The sequence below is a fragment of the Eubacterium sp. An3 genome (assembly GCF_002159465.1).
GTDB classification, from domain to species: domain Bacteria; phylum Bacillota; class Clostridia; order Lachnospirales; family Lachnospiraceae; genus Anaerobutyricum; species Anaerobutyricum stercoris.
This window is the reverse complement of the sequence record NZ_NFIR01000001.1, coordinates 52,240-76,958: the sequence shown is the minus strand read 5'-3', so window position 1 is coordinate 76,958 and position 24,719 is coordinate 52,240. Positions and strand designations below refer to the sequence as shown.

Genomic DNA, 24,719 nt, shown 5'->3' with positions numbered 1-24,719 from the left:
TGCTGCGCCGCCACGGACACGGGATTAATCTTCATTTATGTACGTGTAAATGTACCGTTAATTCTTTACTTCTGCTTAGGCTCTTTTCTTCATAGCGATGAGAGCGAATGCTGCACCAGCCATGATGACGATACCGCCGATAGTAAAGAGGTAAGTTCCCATGCCACCGGTTTCTGGAAGGGAGAAGCCTTTGTTGTTGGTGATTTCAACTTCTGCAATATTATTAGTTCCTAAAGAAGCATCAGTAGCATTATCTACTTTAAAGGTTAAAGTTCCATTTTCTCCTTCAATTAATTCAATTTTAATTGGATTAGCTAATAAAGTGTATCCATTAACTGTCTCAATTTCTTTTAACCAATATGTTCCTTTTTCTAAACCTTTTGTAGTAACTACGCCACCAGTTCCAGTTATCAAGTCATACAACTTCGTATCATCTTCTGACAAACTGCTACCATCACCTGTTTCTCTGTATAACTCAAATTTAACACCTTGTAACCGTTCAGTTCCTTCACCTTTTTTCGTTACTTTGATAGCAAAAGAATAAACTGGAATCTCTGGGGTATCACCAGGATTTCCGCCACCGTTAGAGTCTAAGGATGCTTTGTTTTTACCCACTTCGCCTGGTGTAATATTATCAGCAACTTTTACCTTATAGGTTAAAGTGAACTTCTTTCCTCTGATTGCTTTTAAAGTAGCCTCATCTTTAATTTCAATCGTTAAAACATTTCCACTTACAGTTGGGGTATATTCTGTAATAGCTGTGTTTGGAGTAGTTCCGTTTTCTGCTGGGTCATATTTAAATTCTACTATTGTATTCGGTTCAACAAAGCTTAAATCACCTGTCAATGTATCAGTAATTGTAATATGAGCGTCGTCGGCCTCAGCTTCAGCATCTTTTAACCATGGCATTGTACCAGAAATTGTATATGTAATTTCATCACCTGCTGAAACTGTATCATTTACATTATCATTTACTATTTTAGTGAAATCATTTTTTGCATGTTTAGGCGTTACAGTTACTTCATTATTCCACACACCGTTGTCAAACTGTGGAACCATTACAACCGATGGAGATGCTTTTAAGTAATCTTGTGGTGCCTCATCTTCTACAATCATATAAAGGCCATATTCTACGTTATTTAAGTCAGCAACTTTCTTTGCTGTCGGTATTTTTGTAGTAAGATATCCATTTAATAATTCCTGTAATGCGGCTGGATTTCCACCTTCTTCAGCGCCCGCTGCTAATATATCATTCACATCGTTTTGTGTAAAAGGCGTCGTTGGTGTATATTCTAACTTTACGCCATTTGTGCTGGTCTGTGCTACCGTCGCAATTTGATAAACAGAATATTTTCCACCCTCACTATCTATAGTGATTTTTCCATTGCCACTTGGAAATGTGGTTCCTGTTGCTGCATTCACTCCCACTGCCGGCAATAATGTTACGATCATAACCAATGCCGCAGCCATTGCTATGAGTTTTTTCATCATTTTCTTCATAGTCTTCGTCTCCTTTTCATTAAAATTTTTTGTTATGGTCAATTGATATTGACCGCATGATACCTGCGATTGTTACACACTGCTGTTTCCGCAATCACTGGCGTCATATTTTTTGTTGCTTTATATTTAAGCGGGGCGGGCTAAAACCCCGCTAAATATTGAATTAAGTGTTTACATGTTACCTGTTGTTATGTGATACTATCTTCCTGTTTTGTTGTGTGCGCCGCGTCTTCTACGGTAGTAAATAGTACTTCCAGCTGCCAACGCAATCATGGCGGTTCCGGCGAGTGTCAGCAGGAAGATGTTGCGGCCACCGGCTTCCGGCATATCAAACAACTTATTATTGATAATTGTATACGAAATATTCAAATAATAATCATATGTTTCATCTGAATAATCCGGTGTATTGCTTTCTCCTGTTATATTATCTTTTTCTCCTTTTGCAACTTTATATGGAAGATTAACTTCAATCGGTTCTGCCAACAAACTATATCCTTCTTTTGACTGTGTCTCTATAATTTGATATTTACCTTCTTCTAAATTATCAAATATAATTTTTCCATCTGAACCAGTATTTTTTTCTTCTCCTATTTGGATAAACGAACCATTATCTTCCTTTTTAATAATGAACTTAGCTCCCTCTATTACTTCGCCTGTAGTATCTTTCTTTATAATTGTAATACTGCCTGTAGATGGCACATATTCATTTACAAAAGATACTTTGGTATCAGATGATGCTGTTACAACCGCTGTTTGATTTCCAGAAGCTGGCGTAATAGATTTTAATCTGTATCCATTAACTATGGCGCTGTCTTGATCTTCCGTGACTATATACTCACCAGGCCGTAATCCAGACAATGTATACTGCGCTTTATAATTTTCAGTTGAACCAACTCTTTCCCAGTCCACTCCATCAAAAGAAATTGTCTGACCTGATGTTTCATTTTTTGCTTTTATTCCAAAAGACAAATCATAATCGTTAAGTTCTTCTTCTGTTAATCCAATAATTGTTTTTTCAATTATCAAATTGCCTAATTGTAATTGAATAACTGGTTTTGGAAAATCCTCATTTTTACGTTCATTATTATAACTATATTCGACATTCGCCTCTGTATTGGAATAAATACCGTTTCCTGGATCAGTTCCGTCGCTTGCATGTGTCCCAGTACCTGCATCCGGTATATCTAGATATCCCTTGTCAGATTGATACTTTTCGTACGCTTCATCTGACGGCTCTATTTTTACAGTCACCGAATATATATAATTCTGCTTTAATGTATAGTCATCCTTAAAATCCAAAACAACTGTTTTGTCCTGTTCATTATATTGTGCTGTAATACCTCCTTCAGCAATCTCTGCCTCTGTGACATCGGTGCTGCCATTTAGAACCTGGATTGTACAAGTAACCTTTTCATTTTCTCCGAGCACTGGCTGAACATGTGGACTCAATTTATCTTTCACTACGACATTACTGCATGGATAATATCTAACATTCTCCGCTATCTCCCCAAAAACTTTTGATAAATCATCTGTTGTCGCATTATATTTATCCTTTTCTTTTACTGCAGAAGCATTATACATTTCTTGTAAAATATCCACATCATTCTTAATTGGGTCTCTATTTAAAACATAATTGCCCCACCGATCACGTTCATACTCTGTATCATCTGGATAAATATCAGTACTGGAATTCATTTCAAGTCCGATAATATAAAATTGTGACGCTGAAACTGATCTTGCTGCCTTTAATGAATGTTCATACGTAGTTTCTTTTGTAAAACTTCCCCCACCTTCTACATCACCAAAGCTAGCATTATGATAAGTTGGTTCTCCATCTGTTAAAAATATTAAAATTGTCTGAGCACCGTCACGAGCATTGTTCAACTGACTTTGTCCTACACCCAAGCCATCTTCGTAGTTCGTTCCTCCATCTGGATTAAGTCGATTCACAACTGTCTTTACGTAAGAACTACTCTTCGTCCAGTCCACTAATACTTGTCCTTCATCCGCAAAATTCACTACACTATACCTTGCGTCAACCGTATCTTGTTCACTCAGGCTATTTACTAAAGTCGCTACTGCATTCTGCGCACTTTGCATCTTTCCATTATCTTTCATACTGCCAGAAGTATCCAATACCATGACAACGTCAATTTTTGCTTTTTCCCGGACTGATCCTACCTCACCTTTAATTGACAATGTTAAATCATAGGTCCCATCGTCATTTCTTATTGCTTGTTTTGTTTTTGATAAAGTTACATCCCCAACAACAGTACCCCCGCCGTCTCCTGAACCAGTACCACTGTCATTAGTATAGATATAATACACATCTAAATCATACGTAGTATTTGCCTGCAACCCAGTATAATGATCTAAATCATTATACCCTCTATTTTGATTGTTACTATATTGCAACTTGTAATTATTTCTATAAGAAGTTTTATATATCTTTAAATAATTTGCGCTTGTTCCTAATGTCTGTGGATCTTCTAATTTAATATCAGAAAAACTATATCCGTCCGGAACTATATCGCTTGTATATTCATCTCCTCTATACGTATTTAAGTTTAATGTGTCTTGATTAAAATAAACTTTTTCTTTTTCAATATTTTCTCCTTCAAATTGAATAAATTCTCCATTTTCTATATATCCATAATACGGATATATATTTAAGTTTATTGTTTTTGTGTTAGTTTGATAAGTCCAGATAATTGTAAAAACTGAAAAACTCTTTGTTACAAACTCTGTCTTTTGAATTTCATTTTTATCAGTCATATCCATTTGTTTCAACTGACTATTCTCTGCCATATCCACAACTTCTTTGACCTGTCCGTTTTCATCTTCTTCCAAATGCATCACAGTTACGTCAGAGTCTGTAAGAGCTTTTTCTTCGGCCACTGGTGATACGGAGTTTTTGTAGTCCATGGAAACCTGAACTTCTCCGTCTGGTTCTATTTCATTGCCGTCTTCATCTATGAGAGAAATATCATAGGCTAAGAAACCGGTAATATCATATTCTTCTTCTGTTGCTTTTTCTCCCAGCTGCTGTTCTACTTCCTGATACTGGCCTGCTGTATCCCCGCTATTCACAACCGGAACAACCTGTAACGTTGTCCCTTCCGGAATCGCATTTTCTGTATTAGCACTGACAGTAATTTTCACCTCATCATTTTCATATGTGAGTTCTGTTAGTGCTTCAGTGTTTTCTTCCGCCGCAGTTGTCTTCTCTTCTTCTGTCGTCGTTGCCTCTTTCTTTCCGTCACTTTCCGAGGTTTCATCCGCTGCCTCTGTGTCGTCTTTCTTTTTTGTCGTGGCTTCCGTGGTTCCCTCGTCGGCTTTTTCCGTTTCGTTTTTTGCCTTTGTGGTGGTTCCGGATGTCTCGTCTTTTTTCTCTGTGGAGGCTTCGGTGGTTTCTTCCTTCTTTTCTGTGGTTGTCGCCTCCGGAGCTTCGTCTTTGGTTTCGTCGGTTTCTTCCGACTGTTTTGACGTATCATTGTCGTCTGTGGATTTGTTCTCCTCAGACGATTTCTCATTCTTTGCTGTTTTGGTCTCGCCCACCTGATTTTCCGCAGTCGTCGTCGCTGCTGCCGGGGCGTCTGCCAGTATGGAGACGCTGTTGCAGATGACCAGAACCATGCAAAGCATGAATGCTATTAATTTTTTCTTCATTTTCCTTTTCATGGCTGCCTCCTCCTAATTTTTATTCTTCTGAACTAAAGCATTGTCTATTAATTTCAACAGTTCCAAGGCGCTTCGAAAATTCTGTTCTTTTTTTCCTTCGGCCCAGAGAATACTGCCCTGCCAGGTGCCGTGCTGGTTGTTCAGCACTTTGATGAGAAATGTCTGTTCTTTATATCCTCCTGCCTTCACATCTCAAAACCCCTTTCTGTCATTATATTTTCAGAATTGTTAAGAAAATTCTAACCCCCCCCATTACAAAAAGCATTACAAGGCCTTAATTTTCTGATTTTTTTTCTTAATTTTTTATTAACTAGTTTATAATTATAAACTAGTTAAGTTTTATTTCATTAGCCCCCCTATAAAGTAAAAACGCCCCGAAATTCCACCATCTTCATGGTTTCCTTTCAGGACGTTTCCCAACAATTACTATATTAAATTTTTTTAAGGCAGCTCTCGTCTCCGGCTTCTTTACTATGCTTCTTCCTCATCCAGCCACAGCTTGATCTGACTCTCTGAAACCTGTGTGGATCTGGCGATGTACTCTATATCCGCTCCATTTTTATACATGGTGATCGCTACCTGTTTCAGCGCGTCTAACGCTCCCAATTCTCTGCCTTTTTCAATTCCTCTTTCAATTCCTTCCGCAATGCCTTTTTCTTCTATTGCCTGACTTAAATTACACATTAACTCCAACTCCTCTCCGAATTCTTTCCCTGCCGGTATGGCAAATTCCTTTTCCAGTTCCTTGATTTTCTCTTCTATTGGTTTGGTGAGTGAAAACAGCGTGGACAGCATACGGATCAGCCTGTTGCCCGAATCTTCCGTATCGTCCCCTCTCATCCTGATGATCACAGATTCCAGGATATCGTATCGTGCGCTTCCTCTGTATTCCCCATATATCTGCTCTGGCCCAATCTTATACGAAGTGATGGTATCCGCATATTTCGCCGGTGTATCCGCGCAGATCCATATGGAGTAGACCTTTTTGATATCATCGTAGTTTCTGCCGGAAAATTCCGTGTTATACTGTCTGGATAGTTCCCTGGCGCAGTAGAACAAAGAGCGTGTCACAATATCATATCCCGGATTATATTTATTCTGCAGTTCCACGTCAATGTAAAGCTTCACCCGGATCTTTGTGTGTGAGTTTTTCGCGTAGGCGAAGAAGGAAACGTCATAATAGATGGTACCTTCTTTCTGTACCGTGTCCTCGTTGTTCAGTCCCAGGATATTCTCCGGCCCGGATGTGTTTGGCAGGACGCTCTCATCGCCTATCTGTGTATCCCCTATGCATTCTATTATATCAGTAATCTCGCTGTTTTTAAATTCTTTTGTGGTGTATTTTAAAATGTATGCCAATACATATTTATTAGATAAGATGACTTTGGCATTCGCATCGTAGGTTATCTTTGTTTCATCCTGTTCCGCCGTATAGATTGCCCCTGTCGTACTTGTCTGCATGATAACTCCTCCCTCTGTCCACCCAAAAATGCTTTGAAGGATTTCCCGTTTTTACAGGCTCCCTCAGGACATTTAGATGCTTATATTATGATTTAATTGTTTTTAAAGCAATGCAATGCATTTTCAATTATTGTCATCCTTTTCAATATTGTCATTTGTATTTATCCACATGCTTCTGTCGCTTTTCCATTTTTGCCGCCATTCTTTTTCGTTTACCATCGCTTCAAATACGGGCTCCAGGAAAATCTGAATTTGTGCAATGACAACGGAAAATTCAAGTAATTCATTTTTTACAGTCTTCAAAAAGTATTTCCATCGTTTCTGCATATCTTCGTTTTTCGCAAGATCAACAACGCGTTTAAAGCTATCTTTGCCATACGTTGTACCACGACGATGCAATGTCTGAAAAATAGCGGTTTGCAGCTCTTCCCCTTTAAAATCAAATACCTTTGAAAGATAAAAAATATCATAGAAATCTTTCATTCTTCCTGTCAGTTCGAAGCGCTGCAAAATAGCGTCAAGCTTTTCGGCTATTGTGCTTTCAAGCGAATACGTTTTTATAACAGAAGATTCAAAGTCTGGCAGCTGCATATTAATTTTACGTTGTTCAGCTCCCGGGACTATAATATCACCTACGCCAATATCTACTTTAAATGGGACGCGCACATTCTTTATTTTTCCGATAATCTGCGTGCTGATACCATGATATTTTTTCTGCGGCAAAATTTCTTCAAAGCTCTTTGCCGTCAGTTGGATGTAGTCATTACCTGTCGGCGTATCAATGATTTTCCCGATCAATTCTTTCACCTGTTCCATTGAATTTGGATAATCGCGAAGAAGAAAATCAACGTCAATGGTGGCCCTGCTCTCAAAATTTGTAAGATAACTGATACCAGAATCCTTTGCTTTGTTCTTAAATCTCGCCAGCACCGAAGCTGCTACATCTGCCATTACAACCACACTCCAATCACATCTTTTACTCGTTTTTGAACTCTCAGTTCATTTGCGTACTTCATGAGATTAGGAATGCATTTTTTAGGGTCTTTGACATAATTCTGGATCGCTTTATTAAAAATCTCCTTATCCATTCTGTTCATATTCCGCAGAACATCGCAGATAGTACGATCGCGGTCATAAATACGAACTTCTCTGGAATCAATGTTTCCTTTTGTTTCGCCGACCGGGAGCAAATAGGGCTCCACACGATATGCTTTAACAAATGGATATTCTATTTTTGTTCGTTGTCTGGAAGCATTTTTATTAATTGCAATATTCCATTCAGCAGGCGTTCTGTCGCTGTATCCATAATAAAATAAAGCCGTTTCCATACAAAGAACCGCATCGGGAAACAGCCTGTTTATAATCGCAACTTCACCGCTGTCCGATTCATCCGTCCAATGATAAAAACCCCGTTTAACTTTCTCAATTAAACCTGTCTCCACAAGTCTTTGGATATCTGCATAATATAACTTTGCTGCCTTTAGTTCCGCTGTTGTCATAACATAATTATGACTGGAAAATATATCTCTGAGCGCATCAATGTCTTTTGAAGTATGCATTATTTCACCTCTACTAAACCACACACATTTTTTCAAATAATAGTGTACTTTAGTATATTATATGGAATGACTGTGGACAGGTCAAGTGAGAACCAGCACTTCCTGTCTCATATTTTACCACACATTTCATGCTTTTTCTTTACTTTTTTTATTAAAAATATATTTTATGGCGTAAAAAACGCCCTGAAGGATTTCCTGTTTTACAGGCTCCCTCAGGGTATATAAATGACACGCAGTTTTTAATATTTGCGTGTTGTATTTTAAATCATAAATTTTATTGACTTTCATACGGTCTTTTTATCATAATGTCCGTATGAAAGTTAGCAATTTTTTCGAGATAAAAATGAATCCCCCTTCTCCCGTTCCACCGGCATAGCCGCTGCGCCCCGGCAGGCGGTGCAGTCGCCGCTGCAGCCGATACATTTTCCACTCTTGCGGCGTTTTCGCATGTAGCGGAGGGACAGTGCCAGCCAGATAAGGAGAACAGCCAAAATAATAATATCACCTAATGACATTTGTTTTCCTCCTGATGGGTGTACATTTTATGTGATTGCGTGCCGGACAGGCAAAGCCGCCCGGCCCGCTTTCGTTACGCTAGAACAAAAATCCTCCCACGTGATACACGATGGCAGCCATGACCCAGGCCACTACACACTGGAGGATCACGATGCCCACGGTGCGCAAAGTGGAGTTCATCTCCCGGCGGATGGCTGCGATGGCGGCCACGCAAGGGGTGTACAGTAGCGTGAATACCAGGAAGCTTACCGCGGACAGCGGGGTAAACAGGTTGCTGATGGCTCCGGAGACGCCGGCGGCGCTGGTGCCGAGCAGTACGCTTAAGGTCGATACTACGGCTTCTTTGGCGGTGATGCCGGTGACCAGGGCGGTGGAGATTCTCCAGTCGGAGAAGCCCAGCGGTCCGAAAATTGGTGCCAGCCATTGTCCGATCATGGCCAGGAGACTCTGGGCGCTGTCTGTGGCCACGTTGAGGCGGGCGTCAAATGTCTGGAGGAACCAGATGATGATGGTCGCCACGAAGATGATGGTAAATGCTCTCTCAATGAAGTCGCGGGCTTTTTCCCACATGAGCAGCAGTACGCTCTTGAGTGATGGGAAACGGTAGTTCGGCAGTTCCATGACAAATGGCATCGGCTTGCCGCGGAACAATACTTTTTTGAATATGAGCGCCATGATGACGCCGGTGAGCATGCCGCCAAAGTAGAGCAGCGTCATAACCAGGACGCCGTGGTCCGGGAAGAATGCCGCCGTAAATACGGTGTAAATAGGTATCTTCGCGGAGCAGCTTATGTATGGCACCAGCATGATGGTCATGTTTCTGTCGCGGTCCGAGTAGAGGGTCCGGCTTGCCATGACGGCAGGCACGGAACATCCGAATCCGATGAGCATCGGCACGAAGCTTCTGCCGGAGAGGCCGATCTTACGCAGCAGGGTGTCCATGACAAAGGCGATTCGGGCCATGTAGCCGGAGTCTTCCAGGATGGACAGGAAGAAAAACAGCACGAGGATGATCGGCAGGAAGCTCAGCACGCTTCCGACGCCGGCGAATACGCCGTCTACTACGAGACTTTTTACTACCGGGTTTATGCCGTAGACGGTGAGGCCGTAGTCCACCCAGGCGGTCAGCCGTTCGATACCTTCGCTCAAAAAGTCGCTTAAAAATGCGCCGATGCCGCCGAAGGTCATCCAGAAAATGAATACCATGATTCCGGCAAAGACCGGCAGCGCCAGGTAGCGGTTGGTCAGAATGCTGTCGATGCGCTGACTCCGCAGATATTCCTTGCTGATCTGGCATTTTACCACCGCGGCGTCGCAGAGCTTCTCAATAAATGTATAGCGCATTTCCGCCATGGCTGCGTTGCGGTCGAGTCCGCTGTCCCGTTCCATTTCTATGATGCTGTGCTCCGCCATATCCCGTTCGTTGTCGGACAGCTGCAGGCGCTGGATGATATCCTCATCACCCTCGATCAATTTTACAGCCGCAAATCTTCCGTTGATTCCGATTCGTTTGGCGTGGTCTTCCACCTGATGATACAGACCGTGGATACACCGGTGAATCGGCCCCGGCTCGCAGAAATCGTATACTTTCGGAATCAGCTTGTCCTGCGCGACATGGAAGATTTCCTGCACCAGGTCTTCCACGCCCTCATTTTTGATGGCGCTGATGGGGATGACCGGGATTCCCAGCTGATCCGCCATTTTTTTGATGTTGATGGAGCCGCCGTTGTTGCGCACCTCGTCCATCATATTTAGTGCCAGTACCATCGGAATGTGCAGCTCGATCAGCTGCAAAGTGAGGTACAGGTTTCTCTCAATGTTGGTGGCGTCCACAATATTGATGATCCCGTCCGGCTTTTCATTGAGCAGGAAATCTCTCGTGACGATCTCCTCGTTGGTGTAAGGCCGCAGGGAATAAATGCCCGGCAGGTCCACCACCGTTCCCTCCACGCCGGATTTTGACTTTATCTGCCCCATTTTCTGATCTACCGTCACGCCGGGGAAGTTCCCCACATGCTGGTTGGAGCCTGTAAGCTGATTAAACAGCGTTGTCTTTCCGCAATTCTGATTGCCGATCAATGCAAATATCATAAGTTCTCATCCTCTCTGTCCCAAGATGTCCCGTTTCGGCAGACTGCCGCATTTACTCTTCCAGTTCAATCATGGCCGCGTCTTCCTTGCGGATGGTTATGTCGTAGCCCCGGAGGCGAATCTGAATCGGGTCTCCCATAGGCGCAACCTTCATGACTTTGACTTTTGTTCTTGGAATCAGTCCCATGTCCAGGAAACGGCAGCGAAGATTGCCTTCGCCTCCCACGGTTTTGATCACCGCCTCGTGACCGATGGGCAGATCAGCGAGAGTTCTCTTTTTGACATTTTTCTTCTCTTCCATATGTATCCGTCCTTTTTCTACTATATATATACTGCGAAATGCCGCAGATGAAGTTAGTACGTTTTAATCAACGTTAGTATAGTCTAAATGAGAAAAATAATCAATATAAATTTTGCAGTAACTACTCAGCCGTGCGAAAAAACACCTGCCGCAGCGGCCCCGGTGGCGAGCGGTATATCGCCCGGATGCCAAAACATTTTCTGCGTCAGGTGTCTTAGTTTCATGATTATTCAAATGTATATGCTGTCAGTTGCGTCTGCGGCTCCCGCAGCGGCCGCTGCACTGGCATGCGAAGAAATTCTTCTAATTATCTTCTTTCAGCCATCTTGCCACATCGAGCGCATGGTAGGTGATAATCATCTGCGCGCCGGCACGTTTGATGGCGATCATGTTTTCCATGACCAGTTTCTTCTCGTCAACCCATCCCTGCATGGCTGCTGCTTTGACGATGGAATACTCTCCGCTTACGTTGTAGGCGGCCAGAGGCATTCTTGTCTCCATGGATGCGGTCTTTAAAATGTCCAGGTAAGCCAGGGCCGGTTTTACGATGATGATGTCCGCGCCCTCGTCGATGTCGTCCTGAATATCCCGCATGGCTTCTCTCGGATTGTGGAAGTCCATCTGATAAGTCTTTCTGTCTCCGAAACCAGGTGCGGAATGAGCGGCATCACGGAAAGGTCCGTAATAGCCGGACGCCATCTTGGCGCTGTATGCCATGATCGGCGTATTCTGCAGGCCGGCCTCGTCCAATGCCTGCCGGATGGCTGCCACATGTCCGTCCATCATGTTGGACGGCGCTACCATGTCGGCGCCTGCCTGAGCGCAGGTTACCGCGGTCTTTGCCAGCAGCGGCAGTGTCTCGTCATTTAAAATCTCGCCGTCTCTGATGACGCCGCAGTGTCCGTGGGAGGTGTACTCGCACAGGCAGATATCGGTGATGACCACCAGTTCCGGAAATACTTTCTTTATGTAACGGACAGCCTCCTGAATGATGCCGTGCTCGTTGTAGGCTTCCGAACCGCACTCGTCTTTATGTGCCGGAATACCGAAAAGAAGCACTCCCTTAATGCCGGCTTCCCGGATTCTGTCAAGCTCCTCGTCCAGCCGGTCGATGGAATACTGATAGATGCCCGGCATGGAATCGATCGGGTTCTTTATATTTTCTCCCTCGATGACAAATAACGGATAGATTAAATCTGAGATGCTCACGGATGTCTCGCTGACCAGTGCTCTCATGTTCTCCGTTGCGCGCAAACGTCTTCTGCGAATCATTTTTAAACTCCTCCTTTTAAACCGCTTTTGTTACCTATTATACACCTGATTCTCAGGAAATCCAACGGTGTTGCGGGGAAATATGGAATGTCCCGGTGAATTGTTCTGCAAATCCACATGATGTCATAATACCCCACCGCCCATCACAACTTCAGATACTGTATCATCCCCGGCCCCAGGTCATCCGTGGGCCTTGCGATAAAGCCGTGTTTTTTGTAAAAGGGCTCTCTGCCTTTGGCGCACATCAGATCAAACATCATTGTGGTGCCTTCGAATCCGGTGTTGATGACGAAGGATTTGAGGCTTTCCAGAATGAGGCCCCCGATTCCTTCGCCCTGCACTTCCGGGCGGATGATCAGATCCTGCACGTAACAGATGATGGCGCCGTCGCCCACGATCCGCCCCATGCCGACAGCTTTTCCGTCCTTGTAGGCCACCATCGTGTAGAGGCTGTTGTCAAGCCCCCGTCTCGCCTGGTCCCTGCTGAGCTTCCGGAAATGTACCGCCTCCCGAAGCTCCATATATGTGTCAATGTCCAACTGGTCCTCCACTAACTGTACCATGATTCAAAACCTGCCTTATTATTGTATTGATTTCGTTCTGTGACAGGGTTCTTTCATTGAGGAATGCGGAGGCGGCTGCCTGCTTCAGTATTTTTCTCCGGTCGGGTTCCCGCTCCACATGCGACTTCACATACTCCCGCAGGACGCCCAGCTGATCCGCGATGGCTTCATAATAATCCGGGATGGCTTTCTCAATGTCCCGGCGCACCTGGCTGGACACAGCGGGGCTTTTCCCTCCGGTGTTCACGCCGATACTGATGTCGCCCTTCTTCACCACTGCCGGGAAGAAAAATGTACATTCCTCCGGGGCGTCCGCCACATTGACGGGGATCCGTCTCTCCCGGCAGAACTGCGCCACCCGGCGGTTGACTTCCCGGCTGCCGGTGGCCGCAACGACCAGCGCGGCTCCGGTAAAATAATCCGGCAGTGGCCACTCCGATCCACAGCTACATTCCGGTAACAGCTCCCCCGCGTTGGTATCTCCCGGCGATGGCAGCAGCTCTTCCTCATGTATATTCTCCGGCGGCAGCAGCGCGCGTATCTCCGTGCAGATCTCTCTGCTGACCACGTGAACCTGCGCGTCGTAGCGAAGGAGAGTCTCCACCTTCCGGAGGGCGACTTTGCCGCCGCCCACCACAAGACATTTCTTCTTCTCAATCTCTATGAATATGGGAAAATATGCCATGGTTCACACCTCTTTTTTGCGGCGTTTATTTCTCAATGCCGATGCGGGAGCTTAAGCCCTGATCGAAGGGATGTTTGATCTTCTTAATCTCGGAAATGTAGTCCGCGTGCTCTTTTAACCGGTCTGACGGATTTCTTCCGCTCATGACCACCTCAAGATGCTCCGGCTTCTTTTCCAGCCATTCGATCAGTTTATCTTCGCTGAGCAGTCCCATGTCCATAGCGTAAACGCTCTCGTCGAGAATCAGCATATCGTAATCTTTTGCCATGTCGCACAGGCGTGCCAGATTGGCGTCGTTGTTCTCCCGGAGCGCCTGCAGCTCTTCCTCGTTCATCTGGAAGGTAAACTTATCCATTTTTGCGCCCGGCATCACGGTAACGCCCGGCAGCTTATCTATGATCGTCCTCTCGCTGGAGGTGTTATCCTTCAGGAACTGGTGCAGCAGCACTTTTTTTCCTGCCCCTGCCGCCCGGACGCACAATCCCATGACGCAGGTGGTCTTGCCTTTGCCGTCGCCGCAGTAAATATGTACGCAGCCTTTGCCTGAGGTATCGTCCTTCAGGCCGCCGCAGCCTGTTGCGGCTTCGTCTGCGCCCGCAGCCGCTTCTCCTGTCACTTCTTTTTCAAAATCTTTCTGCGGCTTCTCTCCGTCGAAGAGGATACGGTATATCTGATCCATATCCAGATTGTTCCGGATTAAATCCGCCAGCTTATTATACTGTATCTCTTTGTATTCCGCCACACTAAGATGATTTTCTCCGGGATTAATTCCTTTTTCCCGCATGATATCATAGACAAGACCGAAGACCAGATCTTCGTTGTCAAAGATTCCGTGGAGGTAGCTGCCCCAGATACGGCCGTCCGGCGTCATGTAGGCGTCGGTTCTTCCGTCCTCCAGCTCGATCATCGGCACGGCGCCGCCCAGATTGGTGGTAGCTCCCATGTGAATCTCATAGCCTTCCAGCTGACGGTTTTCAAGGCCGTACAGGTTCTGCTCTTCGCGGATGCAGCCGTGAATCCTCGTCCGGGTCTTTCCGCCCTGGAAGACAGTGGAAGTATCCAGCAGGCCGAGGCCGCGCATGTCTCCACCGTGTTCCACATGCTCCGGATCGTGGAGTTCTTTTCCGAGAATCTGGAAACCACCGCAGATACCGATGATGCGGGTATCCTTTGACGCCCGGATGATCTTGCTCTCCAGTCCGCTCTCAATGAGCCACTCCATGTCTGCCATGGTGTTTTTCGTGCCCGGCAGGAGAATCAGGTCCGGCTCGCCCAGCTCTCTTTTATCGCTGACGTAGCGCAGGGATACCCCGTCGATCAGCTCAAACACGCTGAAATCCGTGAAGTTGGAAATGTGCGGCAGCCGGATAACCGCCACGTCGATGCCCTCGGTGAAAGTCCGCTGGTTGAGGCGGTCAGAGAGGCTGTCCTCATCGTCCACGTCGATTTTTTCCATCGGGAGGACGCCCAGCACCGGCTTATCGGTCAGGTCTTCCAGCATTTTAAGGCCCGGTTTCAGTATTTCCACATCGCCCCGGAACTTGTTGATCACGATACCGCAGAAACGATCCTGATCCTCCTGCGGCAGCAGCTTGATAGTGCCGTAGGCAGAAGCAAATACGCCGCCCCGGTCGATGTCCGCCACAAGGATCACCGGCGCGTCGGCCATCTTTGCCATTCCCATGTTGACAATGTCATTTTCCGCCAGATTGATCTCCGCCGGAGAGCCGGCGCCCTCAATGACGATGATATCATTTTCCGCTGCCAGATGATTAAACGCCTTCATCACTTCCGGCGCCAGATTATCTTTCATCTTATAGTATTCCTGGGCGCTCAGGTTATCATATACCTCGCCGTTTACAATGACCTGAGAACCCATGTTGCTGGTCGGTTTTAACAGAATCGGGTTCATCCAGTGGGTCGGAGGGATCATGGCCGCCTCCGCCTGCATGGCCTGCGCCCGGCCAATCTCCAGCCCTTCCTCTGTAATATAAGAATTCAGCGCCATATTCTGGGATTTAAAAGGCGCCACCTTGTAGCCGTCCTGTTTAAACACCCGGCACAGCCCGGCCGTCACAAATGTTTTGCCTGAATTTGACATGGTTCCCTGTACCATGATTGCCTTTGCCATACTTGTCTTCCCTCCTTATTCTCCCAACGCCTGCCGCAGCTCCCGCAGCAGGATTACATTTTCTTCGTGAGCTTTTACGGCAACCCGCCAGTAATCCTCGCCCAGATTCACGTAATTGCTGCAGTTCCGGATCATGATTCCCCGGGATTCCAGCCGTTTATCCAGATCCGTCACGCCCGGCGTCCGGAAAAACAAATAGTTTGCCCGGCCGTCATAAAGGGTCAGCGGCAGATCTGCCATCTCTTTTTTCATGTAAATGAGCTCTTTTTCCACGGCGTCGATAACGGCCGCCTTGTATTCCGGATGAGAAAGCGCCGCCACTCCCGCGCACTGGGCAATGTGGCTCACCGACCAGGCCTGTCCGGCACGGTTCACCTTACGGATCACTTCTGCGTCCGCGCAGAGCAGATAGCCCAGACGGACTCCCGGAATAGCATAAAGCTTCGTAAAAGATTTTAAAATCATCAGATTCGGATATTGTTTCAGATAAGGCTTGACGGTATACTCCTCTTCTTCCCGGCAGATCTCCAGAAAACACTCATCCACCAGAACCCGGCAGTGCATTTCCTTCGCCCGCTCCAAAATGTCCAGCACCTGCTGCCGTCCGGTCAGCAGTCCCGTGGGATTGTTGGGATTGCAGAGAATCATCAGATCGATATCCTCCGTAATCCGCTCCGTCACATCCTCCGGGATGCGCATTTCTTCGGTCATGGGCTCGTATACCATCTCTGCTCCCGCCGCCGTCATGGCCTCCTCGTATTCCACAAAGGCCGGCACCGGCAGCAGCACCTTCTTTGGTTTCAGCCCGAACGCCAGCCGGAACAGCAGATCCGCCCCGCCGTTTCCGCAGGTCACACAGCCCGGTTCCACGCCGTCCTGTCCGGCGATGGCCTCCCGCAGCGCCGTGCAGTCCGGGTCCGGATAATTGATGGTTCCCTCGATGGCGTCCACCATGGCCTGCCGGATATGCGCCGGAATCCCCAGCGGGCTGATATTGGCAGAATAATCCATGATCTGACTTTCGCTGATGCCCAGCTCCTTTGCTTTTTTGTATATATTTCCGCCGTGCGCGCCGTTTTTCATGATTGTTGTCCTCGTTTTTGTGTTTTTGGGCCGACGCCCGCCCTATGCGGAATGGCCCGTTATAAATGTAATGTATATACTTTTTGTGCTCCGCTCTCCGCAGAAATGCCCCGGTTCCCGGACGCTCCCCGCCTCTCAGATGATGGACAGCGGATTGCCCAGCCAGAACACCAGGGCGTAGGTCAGCAGGCAGCATACCGCCAACGTCAGAAATGCGCTGACGTAGAGCAGGCGGTTGGTCCGCCGGATATCCTCGTATTCCACCGGACGGATATCGTCTCCGATGGTCGGTTTCTCCACCGGCTTGCCAAAGTAGTTGTGGGTGCCGCCGAGCTGTATGTTCAGGGCTCCCGCCGCCACGGCCTCGGTCTGGGCGCTGTTAGGACTTAAATGTGCAAATCTGTCCCGGCGGAAAATCCGCACCGCGCCTTTGACGTCAAAACGCAGCAGCGCCGCAGCCAGTATCATCATCACTGCCGCCAGCCGGGCCGGAATAAAATTACAGATATCATCGAGCTTCGCGGAAGCGTGCCCGATATGAATCAGCTCTTCGTTGCGGTAGGCCACCATGGAATCCAGGGTGTTGACCGCCTTGTAGGCAAAGCCCAGCGGCGCGCCGCCGATGGCGATGAAAAACAGAGGCGCAATGACGCCGTCCGCGGTATTTTCCGCGATGGTCTCCACATCGGCTTTTGCCACCTCGCTCTCATCGAGCTCCTGGGTATCCCGCCCCACCAGATAGGAGATCTCCTTTCTGGCTCCTGCCAGATCCCCCTCCTTCAGCCGGGCATATACCTTCATGGACTCCCGCCGCAGGCTCTTTGTGGCAAGAATCTGATAAATAAAGAAAGTTTCCAGCACAAATCGCAGCGCCAGATGAATCAGCTGTGCGACATACAGGATGCCCGATATGATAAAAAATGTACCAAGCACAATAACCACCGTCAGCACGTAACCGGCGATAAGCTCTTTATCTTCTTTTCGCGGCAACCCCTGCGCCTTTGCCTCCTCATAGGAGCAGCCGTAGATCAGCCGCTGCAATCCTTCTTTTATTTTTGTAATAAACCAGCCGATAATCTGTACCGGGTGAATCAGCCCATGGGGATCCCCCACGATCAGGTCAATCACAAAGCCCAGTATCATCGAAGCGATTAAGTTCATGTTGTTTCCTCACAGTTTCTTTTTTCGTACTCTGCCGCCAGCCGGACAAACCGCCCTGCCACTTCCGGACAGTTGTGGAAATAAAGATGCGGATAGCCCGCCAGCACATTTCCTCTTACGTGCATACCCGTCCAGCTTCTGCCTGTGGATTTTTCCATGCGGCAGACTTCTCCTCTTTTGGCAGCCTTGGAATAATGAAATTCATGGACGCGGATCTGCGTTCCTTTATCAAAAAATGGCGTGTCCTGCTGTGCTTCCATAGTCACATAACCGAAGTCCATGGACAGCCGCGGAGTCATCTGCACGTCGGTGGGAATCAGGCCCAACATCGACATGGCGCTTCCGTCGGTCTCGATGAGATTCTCACAGGTGTACATGAAGCCGCCGCATTCCGCCAGCACCGGCATGCCTGCTTCCGCTGCCCGGCAGATCTCCTCTTTCATGGAAATGTTCTCCGACAGCTCCTTCCGATAGGTCTCCGGATAGCCGCCGCCAAGATAGATGCCGCCGATATTTTCCGGCAGGCTCCGGTCATTGACCGGGCTGAAAAATACAAGTTCCGCGCCGGACTGCCGGAGAATGTCCAGATTCTCCTGATAATAGAAACAGAACGCCTTGTCCCAGGCGACGGCAATGCGGGCGGTGGACGCCGTCTGCGATGCGCCCATGGCCGACTCGTGTGCCACGCTGGCCGTTTCTCCGGTTTCCGCGCCGACTCCCGGCACTGGCACCGCCGGCAGCGCTTCCGCTTCTTCTCCCAGCCGTAGCAGCAGATCCAGGTCGATGGATTCCTCCGCCATGGCTCCCAGCGACTGTATAACCTCGTCGAGATTCTGGATCTCGGCGGCGGTCATGAGTCCCAGGTGGCGGCTTCCGATATGCACCCGGTCATCGTTCGGGAAATAGCCGACTACTTTGATCGGCAGTATCCGCTCCAGTTCCGGCTTCATCATCTGATAAAGTCCTTTGGAACAGCGGTTTAAAATGACGCCGCGCACCGGGTTTTCTCTGTATTCCAGCATGCCCTGTATGAGGGGAATCATCGTATGGGACATTCCCTTTACATTTATGATGAGAATAGTCGGAGTGCCGGTGGCGGCGGATACGGTGTGTGTGCTCTTTTCACTGCTGACGCCAATGCCGTCGTAGTAACCCATGACGCCTTCCACCACGGAAAATTCCGCTTTCCGGCTGTCCTTCGCCATCAGTTCCCGCAGTTCTTCTTCCGTGGAAAAGAACGGATCCAGGTTTCGGCACGGCTGCCCGGTGATGTGGCTGTGCAGCATGGGATCAATGTAATCCGGGCCGCATTTATAAGATTGTATCCGTATGCCCCGGTCTGTCAGCGCTTTCAGAATCCCGCAGGTGATGCTGGTCTTGCCGCATCCGCTGTTCATTCCGGCCAGCAGAATCCGGGGAAGTTTTTCCATTTTTGTCATGTTGCTCCGCCCCCTCATGCTTCACTGCCCTGTGCTTCCGGCCGCCGGATGAGCACACAGTCAATACCCGCTCTCCGGCAGGCTTCTATTTTAATATCCACGCCTCCGGTTTTACCGCTGTCCTTAGAGACCATCACCGCAGCACCGGTTTTTTCGATGAGACGGAGATTATCCTCCACCGTGTAAGGCGGCATCTCCCCGAATACATGGTCTTCCAGATACCCTGCTCTGGCGCAGCCCTCATAGGAAGCAGGCGTATCCAGCACCCGGATATAGAGCCGCTGCCTGGCGTCTTTGACTCGCTCCGCATAGACGGCCGCGGTGTTGACGCCTGTGGTCAGCAGTACATTTCCTTCCGTAGTATTCAGATACTCCGCCGCTTCCGCGGCGTCCGACACCGGTATGATGCGGTCGTAATCATAATGAAGCTGACTGCGCTCATAGCGCTCGTACGGAATACCCGCTTCCGCGGCTGCCCGGCGGACTGTCTCTGTCACCACCTGGGCAAAAGGATGAGAGGCGTCAATCACCTTCCCGCATGGATTTGCCGCAAACAGACGGACAAATCCTTCCTCGTCAAGCCGTCCCGTGTGCACGTCGACCGGATACTCCGCCAGCATCTGCGCGCCCAGCTCTGTGGCCACCGACGCCAGCACTTTTTTATGTTCTTTTAATTGCCGTTCGATCACTTCTCTTGCTTCCGTGGTTCCGGCAATCACTATTACGTCGTATTTCATAAGCTTACATTTCCAACTGGATAATTACGGCGATTCTGCAGTTTCAGCTGCGTCATCGCCGCTCAATCTCTTACATTTCTGACTTAATGATCATGGTCGTAAAATATCCGTATTCTCTGTCCGGCAGCAGCGGTCCCACGTACTCGCCTTCCATGCCCACGTTGCTGATAATAATGGCGTTGTCTTCTTTGCCCTCTGCTTTCAGAATATCGTAGACTTCCTTCACGTGGCTGCCCACCTTCATGATCACCAGATTATCAAAGACTCCCATGGCTTTTTTCACCTGGTCGATTCCCTTTAAGGACGGAATCACGCCAAAGCCCTCGTTGCCTTCCACGATGGAGATGTTGGCTTTGCTGGCTCCGGCACAAAAAGACGGGATGCCGGAGATCATCTGCACCTCGTATCCTGCCTGGATGAGTTTTTTATGCACATAGGAATAGGTGCTGTAGATACCAACGTCGCCCAGCACCGGCATTGCCACGGACTGTCCCGCGTCAAGATATTCCATGATGGCTTCCGCCGCTGCCTGCCGACATTCCTCACGTTTCGCTTTATCTTTGTTCATGGTAAAGAGAATCCGGCGGACTTTCTCCTCCGGCACGCTGGCCGCGCCTCTGGCGATGTTTAAAGCCACGCTCTCCTCTCCCTCTTTCTTTACAGGAACGGCCACGATGTCACATTCCTCAATGAGCCGTTTCGCTTTTAAAGTCATCAGCTCCGGGTCGCCCGGGCCCACGCCGATGCCGTATAATTTTCCCTTCATAAATTCCTCCTATATCTGCTCCGCCGCTTCCAGATGCTCCACAAAAATCTGCGCAATGCCGTCGATCTCTCCCATGCCTTTTAAAACGATATCCGTCTCGAAGCCTTCGGCCTGAAGCAGGGAATTCCAGGAATCTTCTTCCGCGCCTGCCAGGTCATTTCTTGCGTGGTCGCCGGCCACGATCATCAGCGGCATCAGATGCACTTTGCGGATGCCCCGGATCTTCATGCGGCGAATCACGTAGTCAAGGCCCGGAAATCCTTCCACGGTTCCCACGTAAGTATTCTCATAGCCCAGATCCCGCAGCATATTTTCAAACTGGCAGTAGGCGCTGTTGGCATAGTGCTCGGTGCCGTGTCCCATGAGAACAAATGCCTCGTCCTCAGCGAGAGGGCTTTTCAGCTCCTCCATCATGATCTGGCACGCCTTCCTGTAGTCCTCCTCCTCAGTGAGAAGCGGCTTGCCGGCGCGGATCACCGGAATCCGGTCCTTGTACGGCTGGAGCATCCGCATCATTTTCTCGTATTCCATACCGTTGATGATGTGGGTCGGTTGGCAGAGCACTTCCTCATAGCCCTGCGCCGCCATCTTCTCCATCACTTCTTCCGGGCTGTCGATCACCACATTTTTGGTCCGTTTCAGCTTCCGGATGATCATGCCGGAAGTGAAGGCACGGTAGAAGTCGTACTCAGGAAACGCCTTCCGGCAGGTTTCCTCAATATTTACAATGGCTGGCATTGCCTCATCAAAGCTTGTTCCAAAACTGACAATCATCAATGCTTTTTTACTCATTTGTCGCTTACCTTTCCTGGCCATGTATGGCCGCTGTAAATATCATTACCGGATTATTTGTGTCCATGATGTGGTAACTGCCGATCTTTCTGCCCCGGCCCACCGTCGCCTGAATCACATCGTAATCCGCGTCATAGTTTCCAAGAATCTCTCCGGCTTCCGCGATGGTCTCCAGCGTCACCGCCGACACGGTGACCTGTATTTTCTTAGGAAATGTATCGATGATCTCCATGATCTCACGGAGCTTTCCGCCGCTGCCGCCGATAAATACCTTGTCTGGCGCCGGAAGATGCGCCGCGCGTTCCGCCGCGTCGCCCTCATAGATGAACAGATTATCAAGGCCGAACTTTTCCCGGTTCTTTTCTATTAAATGTATCGCTGCCTCGTCCCGTTCCACGCTGTGAACCTGTCCGAAAGGCGCCTGCCTTGCACACTCCACGGAGACGGAACCGGTTCCCGCGCCGATATCCCAGATAACGTCGTCGGGATGTATTTTCATTTTGTGAAGAATCAGCACACGGATCTCTTCCTTGGTCATCGGCGTCCTGCCCCGCTCAAAGTCCTCGTCGGACAGGAAACACGGACGGGTCACCGGACGAGGATGCGGGTTCTTGATCATAGCCACGCAGAGCGCCGGGAATTCTTTCTCCGCCATCTCCGCAGGGCTTCCGGACACCAGCATCTCATCCTCATAGGAAAGATTGGCTCCCGCAAAGACTTCCACGTCATGCAGGTTGTATTCCAGCATGATCCGGGACAGCCACGCCGGTCCCTGTTCCTTGCTGCACAAGAAAAATACCTTTGGATTCTCCGTCACGCAGAGAGCCACCGAGCCCGGCGTCCGGCTTCTTCCATGCACGCTCATAAGCCGGGCGTCCTCCATGGTCTCCCCGAAAGCCGCTCCCAGCATCTGCATGGATCCGATGCCCGGAATCACATCCATCTCCCAGTCCTCGCTGATCTCCTGATTCAGAATCGTTTTGTACAGGCTGTACATCAGCGGATCGCCGCTGACCACCAGCGCCACATCTTTTTCCTGATGAAGCAGGCCGTCAATGACTTCCAGTGTGTCCTTAATCTTTCCCATGGGCTGGAACTGCGCTTCCGTGCTGCCGCAGACTTCCTGAAGCATCGGTAAAATCCGTTTTGCAGCGATAACTGTGTGTGCGCTGCGCATTCGGTTCCTCGCCGCCGGCATGAAATATTCCGCGCTTCCCGGCCCGATTCCTATAATTGTCAAACGGCTCATGCTATTCCTCCTGTTGTCTCAATACTTTCGGCAGGATTTCCTGCACATTTTCACTCTCAGCAAGCACCTGGTTATCTCCATCCAGAAAAATGATTCCCACCTCCGCCATCTCGTGGGCGGTTTTCTTACAGTGAAGGGCGGCCTTCTCCGCCATATCCTTCCAGATATCCATGAGGCCCTCTTCCTCCACGATCTTCATGGCCGCCTTGGTGGTGACGCAGGAGTAAATCTTCTCAATGACTTCCCGTGAAGCGCCGTGAAGCGCCGCGTGGGTACATATGGTCTCCAGCCGGCCGTCGGCCACATGACTGTGAGTGTTCATGGTTCCCGAAGCCACTTTTACCAGCTTGCCCACAAAGCCTCCGATGAGAATATCGGTAAATCCCCGCTCCACCGCTTCCTCGATCATAAATCCGATATAATTGCTGACCTGCAGGACGCACGCGAACTGGCCGTAGCGGGCTTTCAATGCATTTTCTCCTGTGGTGCCCAGCACAAACAAAATGGAGCGGTGTCCCTGTCTGGCGTACATGTCAAGCTCCACCAGCAGGGAATCCTTCATGGCTTCCTCACTCATGGGCCGGACAATACCCGTGGTGCCCAGGACGGACAGGCCGCCCAGCACGCCAAGCCGCGGGTTGAAGGTACGTTTCGCCAGCTCCCCGCCGCCGGGAATGGATACCGTCACAACGGCTCCCCGGTTACCGATAATCTTCCGGAGCGCTTTCTCCGCCATCTGCCGCGGCACCGGGTTGATGGCCGGCTCACCCACCGGCAGTTTCAGACCTTCCTGAGTGATGGTTCCGATGCCATCGCCTCCCACGAAAGTAATCTCCCCGTCTTCGGGCAGAATCTTCACCGATGTGATCACTTCACTTCCATTGGTCACATCCGGGTCGTCTCCGGCGTCCTTGACGATGCCGCAGATTCCCTTTTCTTTGGGAATCACATCCAGATACAAAGTTTTTCCAATGGGCGTCTCCACTGTGATGATATCCGGGCATTTGCCGGTGGTCAGCCACAGCGCTGCCGCTGCCGCGCCGCCGGTCATGCAGGAGCCGGTGGAGACCCCTTCTCTTAATTTTTTCATAACTGATATAACATGGCGTTGCAGATGGTCGCCGCAATGTTGCTGCCGCCCTTTCGGCCCTTCGGCACGATAAACGGCACGCCGGCCTTCTGCCCGATCTCCATGATAAGTTCTTTGGATTCCACCACGTTGACAAAGCCCACCGGCGCTCCGATGATCAGCGCAGGTTTCACCCGGCCTTCTTCTATCATCTCATAGAGACGAATCAAAGCGGTCGGCGCATTGCCCACGGCAAAGATCACCTCGCCCGGCAGGGCAGCTCCCCGTTCCATACAGATGGCCGCTCTGGTGCAGCCCTTCTCCTTTGCCTCGGCCGCCACGTCCTCATCTGACATGAAGCAGTGAGCCTCGCCGCCAAAGGACGCCAGCTTCTTTTTATTAATTCCGGACCACGCCATTCTCGTGTCCGTCACAATGTGCGCTCCGCGCTTCAGCGCTTCCACGCCAAGCTGCGCCGCATTTTCTGAAAAACACAGATTGTCGGCGTAATCGAAATCCGCAGAGGTATGGATGCACCGCTTCACGATGGAGAACTCCGGCTCCGGCCAGGTTCTTCCGCCAAGCTCGCTGGTGATAATCTCCATGCTGCGTTTCTCGATATCTTCCGGTTTTACAATCGCAATCCTATCCAGCATTGTTTCT

The 24,719-nt window shown here is 48.9% G+C and carries 22 protein-coding genes and 1 pseudogene; all 23 read right to left on the bottom strand.

Annotated features, from left to right (window positions below):
• Positions 1 to 75: 75 nt before the first annotated feature.
• Positions 76 to 1,500: a SpaH/EbpB family LPXTG-anchored major pilin gene (locus tag B5F87_RS00340; protein WP_087275230.1), complete on the bottom strand. Its 1,425-nt coding sequence runs from the start codon at positions 1,498 to 1,500 to the stop codon at positions 76 to 78.
• Between the two features lie 198 nt (positions 1,501 to 1,698).
• Positions 1,699 to 5,181: a VWA domain-containing protein gene (locus B5F87_RS00335; RefSeq protein ID WP_087275228.1), complete on the bottom strand. Its 3,483-nt coding sequence runs from the start codon at positions 5,179 to 5,181 to the stop codon at positions 1,699 to 1,701.
• A gap of 12 nt (positions 5,182 to 5,193) precedes the next feature.
• Positions 5,194 to 5,370 carry a hypothetical protein gene (locus B5F87_RS21125; protein WP_204246023.1) on the bottom strand — a complete coding sequence of 59 codons (177 nt, stop codon included), beginning with the start codon at positions 5,368 to 5,370 and terminating at the stop codon, positions 5,194 to 5,196.
• Between the two features lie 282 nt (positions 5,371 to 5,652).
• On the bottom strand, positions 5,653 to 6,642 hold the full coding sequence (locus tag B5F87_RS00330) for a hypothetical protein (RefSeq protein WP_087275226.1): 990 nt from the start codon (positions 6,640 to 6,642) through the stop codon (positions 5,653 to 5,655).
• A 123-nt stretch (positions 6,643 to 6,765) separates the two neighbouring features.
• Positions 6,766 to 7,593 carry a nucleotidyl transferase AbiEii/AbiGii toxin family protein gene (locus B5F87_RS00325; RefSeq protein ID WP_087275225.1) on the bottom strand — a complete coding sequence of 276 codons (828 nt, stop codon included), beginning with the start codon at positions 7,591 to 7,593 and terminating at the stop codon, positions 6,766 to 6,768.
• The gene (locus tag B5F87_RS00320; protein ID WP_087275223.1) at positions 7,593 to 8,201 is read right to left on the bottom strand and encodes a type IV toxin-antitoxin system AbiEi family antitoxin domain-containing protein; all 609 of its coding nucleotides are present in this window, start codon (positions 8,199 to 8,201) and stop codon (positions 7,593 to 7,595) included. The genes B5F87_RS00325 and B5F87_RS00320 overlap by 1 nt, the downstream gene beginning before the upstream one ends.
• A gap of 320 nt (positions 8,202 to 8,521) precedes the next feature.
• Positions 8,522 to 8,716 carry a FeoB-associated Cys-rich membrane protein gene (locus tag B5F87_RS00315; protein ID WP_087275221.1) on the bottom strand — a complete coding sequence of 65 codons (195 nt, stop codon included), beginning with the start codon at positions 8,714 to 8,716 and terminating at the stop codon, positions 8,522 to 8,524.
• 79 nt (positions 8,717 to 8,795) lie between these two features.
• On the bottom strand, positions 8,796 to 10,808 hold the full coding sequence (gene feoB, locus B5F87_RS00310; protein ID WP_087275219.1) for a ferrous iron transport protein B: 2,013 nt from the start codon (positions 10,806 to 10,808) through the stop codon (positions 8,796 to 8,798).
• A gap of 52 nt (positions 10,809 to 10,860) precedes the next feature.
• Positions 10,861 to 11,109: a FeoA family protein gene (locus B5F87_RS00305; RefSeq protein WP_087275217.1), complete on the bottom strand. Its 249-nt coding sequence runs from the start codon at positions 11,107 to 11,109 to the stop codon at positions 10,861 to 10,863.
• Positions 11,110 to 11,412: 303 nt separating this feature from the next.
• Positions 11,413 to 12,381 (bottom strand): porphobilinogen synthase, encoded by a 969-nt coding sequence (gene hemB, locus B5F87_RS00300; protein ID WP_087275215.1) that lies wholly within the window; start codon positions 12,379 to 12,381, stop codon positions 11,413 to 11,415.
• A 143-nt stretch (positions 12,382 to 12,524) separates the two neighbouring features.
• On the bottom strand, positions 12,525 to 12,944 hold the full coding sequence (locus B5F87_RS00295; RefSeq protein WP_087275213.1) for a GNAT family N-acetyltransferase: 420 nt from the start codon (positions 12,942 to 12,944) through the stop codon (positions 12,525 to 12,527).
• Positions 12,910 to 13,629, bottom strand: coding sequence for a bifunctional precorrin-2 dehydrogenase/sirohydrochlorin ferrochelatase (locus B5F87_RS00290; RefSeq protein ID WP_087275211.1), 720 nt, complete (start codon positions 13,627 to 13,629; stop codon positions 12,910 to 12,912). The genes B5F87_RS00295 and B5F87_RS00290 overlap by 35 nt, the downstream gene beginning before the upstream one ends.
• Before the next feature lie 25 nt (positions 13,630 to 13,654).
• The gene (locus B5F87_RS21310) at positions 13,655 to 14,245 is read right to left on the bottom strand and encodes a cob(I)yrinic acid a,c-diamide adenosyltransferase (RefSeq protein ID WP_275532326.1); all 591 of its coding nucleotides are present in this window, start codon (positions 14,243 to 14,245) and stop codon (positions 13,655 to 13,657) included.
• 30 nt (positions 14,246 to 14,275) lie between these two features.
• A pseudogene (locus B5F87_RS00285) lies at positions 14,276 to 15,760 on the bottom strand (cobyric acid synthase); the annotation flags it as partial.
• A gap of 15 nt (positions 15,761 to 15,775) precedes the next feature.
• Positions 15,776 to 16,843, bottom strand: coding sequence for a threonine-phosphate decarboxylase (locus B5F87_RS00280; RefSeq protein ID WP_087275209.1), 1,068 nt, complete (start codon positions 16,841 to 16,843; stop codon positions 15,776 to 15,778).
• 135 nt (positions 16,844 to 16,978) lie between these two features.
• Entirely contained in the window at positions 16,979 to 18,004 is a 1,026-nt protein-coding gene (gene cbiB / locus B5F87_RS00275; protein WP_087275207.1) for an adenosylcobinamide-phosphate synthase CbiB, read from the bottom strand.
• Positions 18,001 to 19,443, bottom strand: coding sequence for a cobyrinate a,c-diamide synthase (locus B5F87_RS00270; protein ID WP_158096893.1), 1,443 nt, complete (start codon positions 19,441 to 19,443; stop codon positions 18,001 to 18,003). Before B5F87_RS00270 ends, cbiB begins: the two co-directional genes overlap by 4 nt.
• Positions 19,444 to 19,457: 14 nt before the next feature.
• Entirely contained in the window at positions 19,458 to 20,180 is a 723-nt protein-coding gene (gene cobK, locus B5F87_RS00265) for a precorrin-6A reductase (RefSeq protein WP_087275202.1), read from the bottom strand.
• Positions 20,181 to 20,250: 70 nt separating this feature from the next.
• Positions 20,251 to 20,946, bottom strand: a complete 696-nt coding sequence (cobI, locus tag B5F87_RS00260) for a precorrin-2 C(20)-methyltransferase (protein WP_087275200.1) — start codon at positions 20,944 to 20,946, stop codon at positions 20,251 to 20,253.
• A 9-nt stretch (positions 20,947 to 20,955) separates the two neighbouring features.
• Positions 20,956 to 21,738 (bottom strand): sirohydrochlorin cobaltochelatase, encoded by a 783-nt coding sequence (locus B5F87_RS00255; protein ID WP_087275196.1) that lies wholly within the window; start codon positions 21,736 to 21,738, stop codon positions 20,956 to 20,958.
• 7 nt (positions 21,739 to 21,745) lie between these two features.
• Entirely contained in the window at positions 21,746 to 22,987 is a 1,242-nt protein-coding gene (gene cbiE / locus B5F87_RS00250; RefSeq protein ID WP_087275193.1) for a precorrin-6y C5,15-methyltransferase (decarboxylating) subunit CbiE, read from the bottom strand.
• 1 nt (position 22,988) lies between these two features.
• Positions 22,989 to 24,077: a cobalt-precorrin-5B (C(1))-methyltransferase CbiD gene (gene cbiD / locus B5F87_RS00245; protein ID WP_087275191.1), complete on the bottom strand. Its 1,089-nt coding sequence runs from the start codon at positions 24,075 to 24,077 to the stop codon at positions 22,989 to 22,991.
• Positions 24,074 to 24,712, bottom strand: a complete 639-nt coding sequence (locus B5F87_RS00240) for a precorrin-8X methylmutase (RefSeq protein WP_087275189.1) — start codon at positions 24,710 to 24,712, stop codon at positions 24,074 to 24,076. Before B5F87_RS00240 ends, cbiD begins: the two co-directional genes overlap by 4 nt.
• Positions 24,713 to 24,719: the final 7 nt, after the last annotated feature.

Coding starts and splice junctions, on each gene's coding strand:
- B5F87_RS00340 (WP_087275230.1), bottom strand. CDS start 1,500: ATGAAGAAAATGATGAAAAAACTCATAGCAATGGCTGCGGCATTGGTT.
- B5F87_RS00335 (WP_087275228.1), bottom strand. CDS start 5,181: ATGAAAAGGAAAATGAAGAAAAAATTAATAGCATTCATGCTTTGCATG.
- B5F87_RS00330 (WP_087275226.1), bottom strand. CDS start 6,642: ATGCAGACAAGTACGACAGGGGCAATCTATACGGCGGAACAGGATGAA.
- B5F87_RS00325 (WP_087275225.1), bottom strand. CDS start 7,593: ATGGCAGATGTAGCAGCTTCGGTGCTGGCGAGATTTAAGAACAAAGCA.
- B5F87_RS00320 (WP_087275223.1), bottom strand. CDS start 8,201: ATGCATACTTCAAAAGACATTGATGCGCTCAGAGATATATTTTCCAGT.
- B5F87_RS00315 (WP_087275221.1), bottom strand. CDS start 8,716: ATGTCATTAGGTGATATTATTATTTTGGCTGTTCTCCTTATCTGGCTG.
- feoB (WP_087275219.1), bottom strand. CDS start 10,808: ATGATATTTGCATTGATCGGCAATCAGAATTGCGGAAAGACAACGCTG.
- B5F87_RS00305 (WP_087275217.1), bottom strand. CDS start 11,109: ATGGAAGAGAAGAAAAATGTCAAAAAGAGAACTCTCGCTGATCTGCCC.
- hemB (WP_087275215.1), bottom strand. CDS start 12,381: ATGATTCGCAGAAGACGTTTGCGCGCAACGGAGAACATGAGAGCACTG.
- B5F87_RS00295 (WP_087275213.1), bottom strand. CDS start 12,944: ATGGTACAGTTAGTGGAGGACCAGTTGGACATTGACACATATATGGAG.
- B5F87_RS00290 (WP_087275211.1), bottom strand. CDS start 13,629: ATGGCATATTTTCCCATATTCATAGAGATTGAGAAGAAGAAATGTCTT.
- B5F87_RS00280 (WP_087275209.1), bottom strand. CDS start 16,843: ATGAAAAACGGCGCGCACGGCGGAAATATATACAAAAAAGCAAAGGAG.
- cbiB (WP_087275207.1), bottom strand. CDS start 18,004: ATGAACTTAATCGCTTCGATGATACTGGGCTTTGTGATTGACCTGATC.
- B5F87_RS00270 (WP_158096893.1), bottom strand. CDS start 19,443: ATGACAAAAATGGAAAAACTTCCCCGGATTCTGCTGGCCGGAATGAAC.
- cobK (WP_087275202.1), bottom strand. CDS start 20,180: ATGAAATACGACGTAATAGTGATTGCCGGAACCACGGAAGCAAGAGAA.
- cobI (WP_087275200.1), bottom strand. CDS start 20,946: ATGAAGGGAAAATTATACGGCATCGGCGTGGGCCCGGGCGACCCGGAG.
- B5F87_RS00255 (WP_087275196.1), bottom strand. CDS start 21,738: ATGAGTAAAAAAGCATTGATGATTGTCAGTTTTGGAACAAGCTTTGAT.
- cbiE (WP_087275193.1), bottom strand. CDS start 22,987: ATGAGCCGTTTGACAATTATAGGAATCGGGCCGGGAAGCGCGGAATAT.
- cbiD (WP_087275191.1), bottom strand. CDS start 24,077: ATGAAAAAATTAAGAGAAGGGGTCTCCACCGGCTCCTGCATGACCGGC.
- B5F87_RS00240 (WP_087275189.1), bottom strand. CDS start 24,712: ATGCTGGATAGGATTGCGATTGTAAAACCGGAAGATATCGAGAAACGC.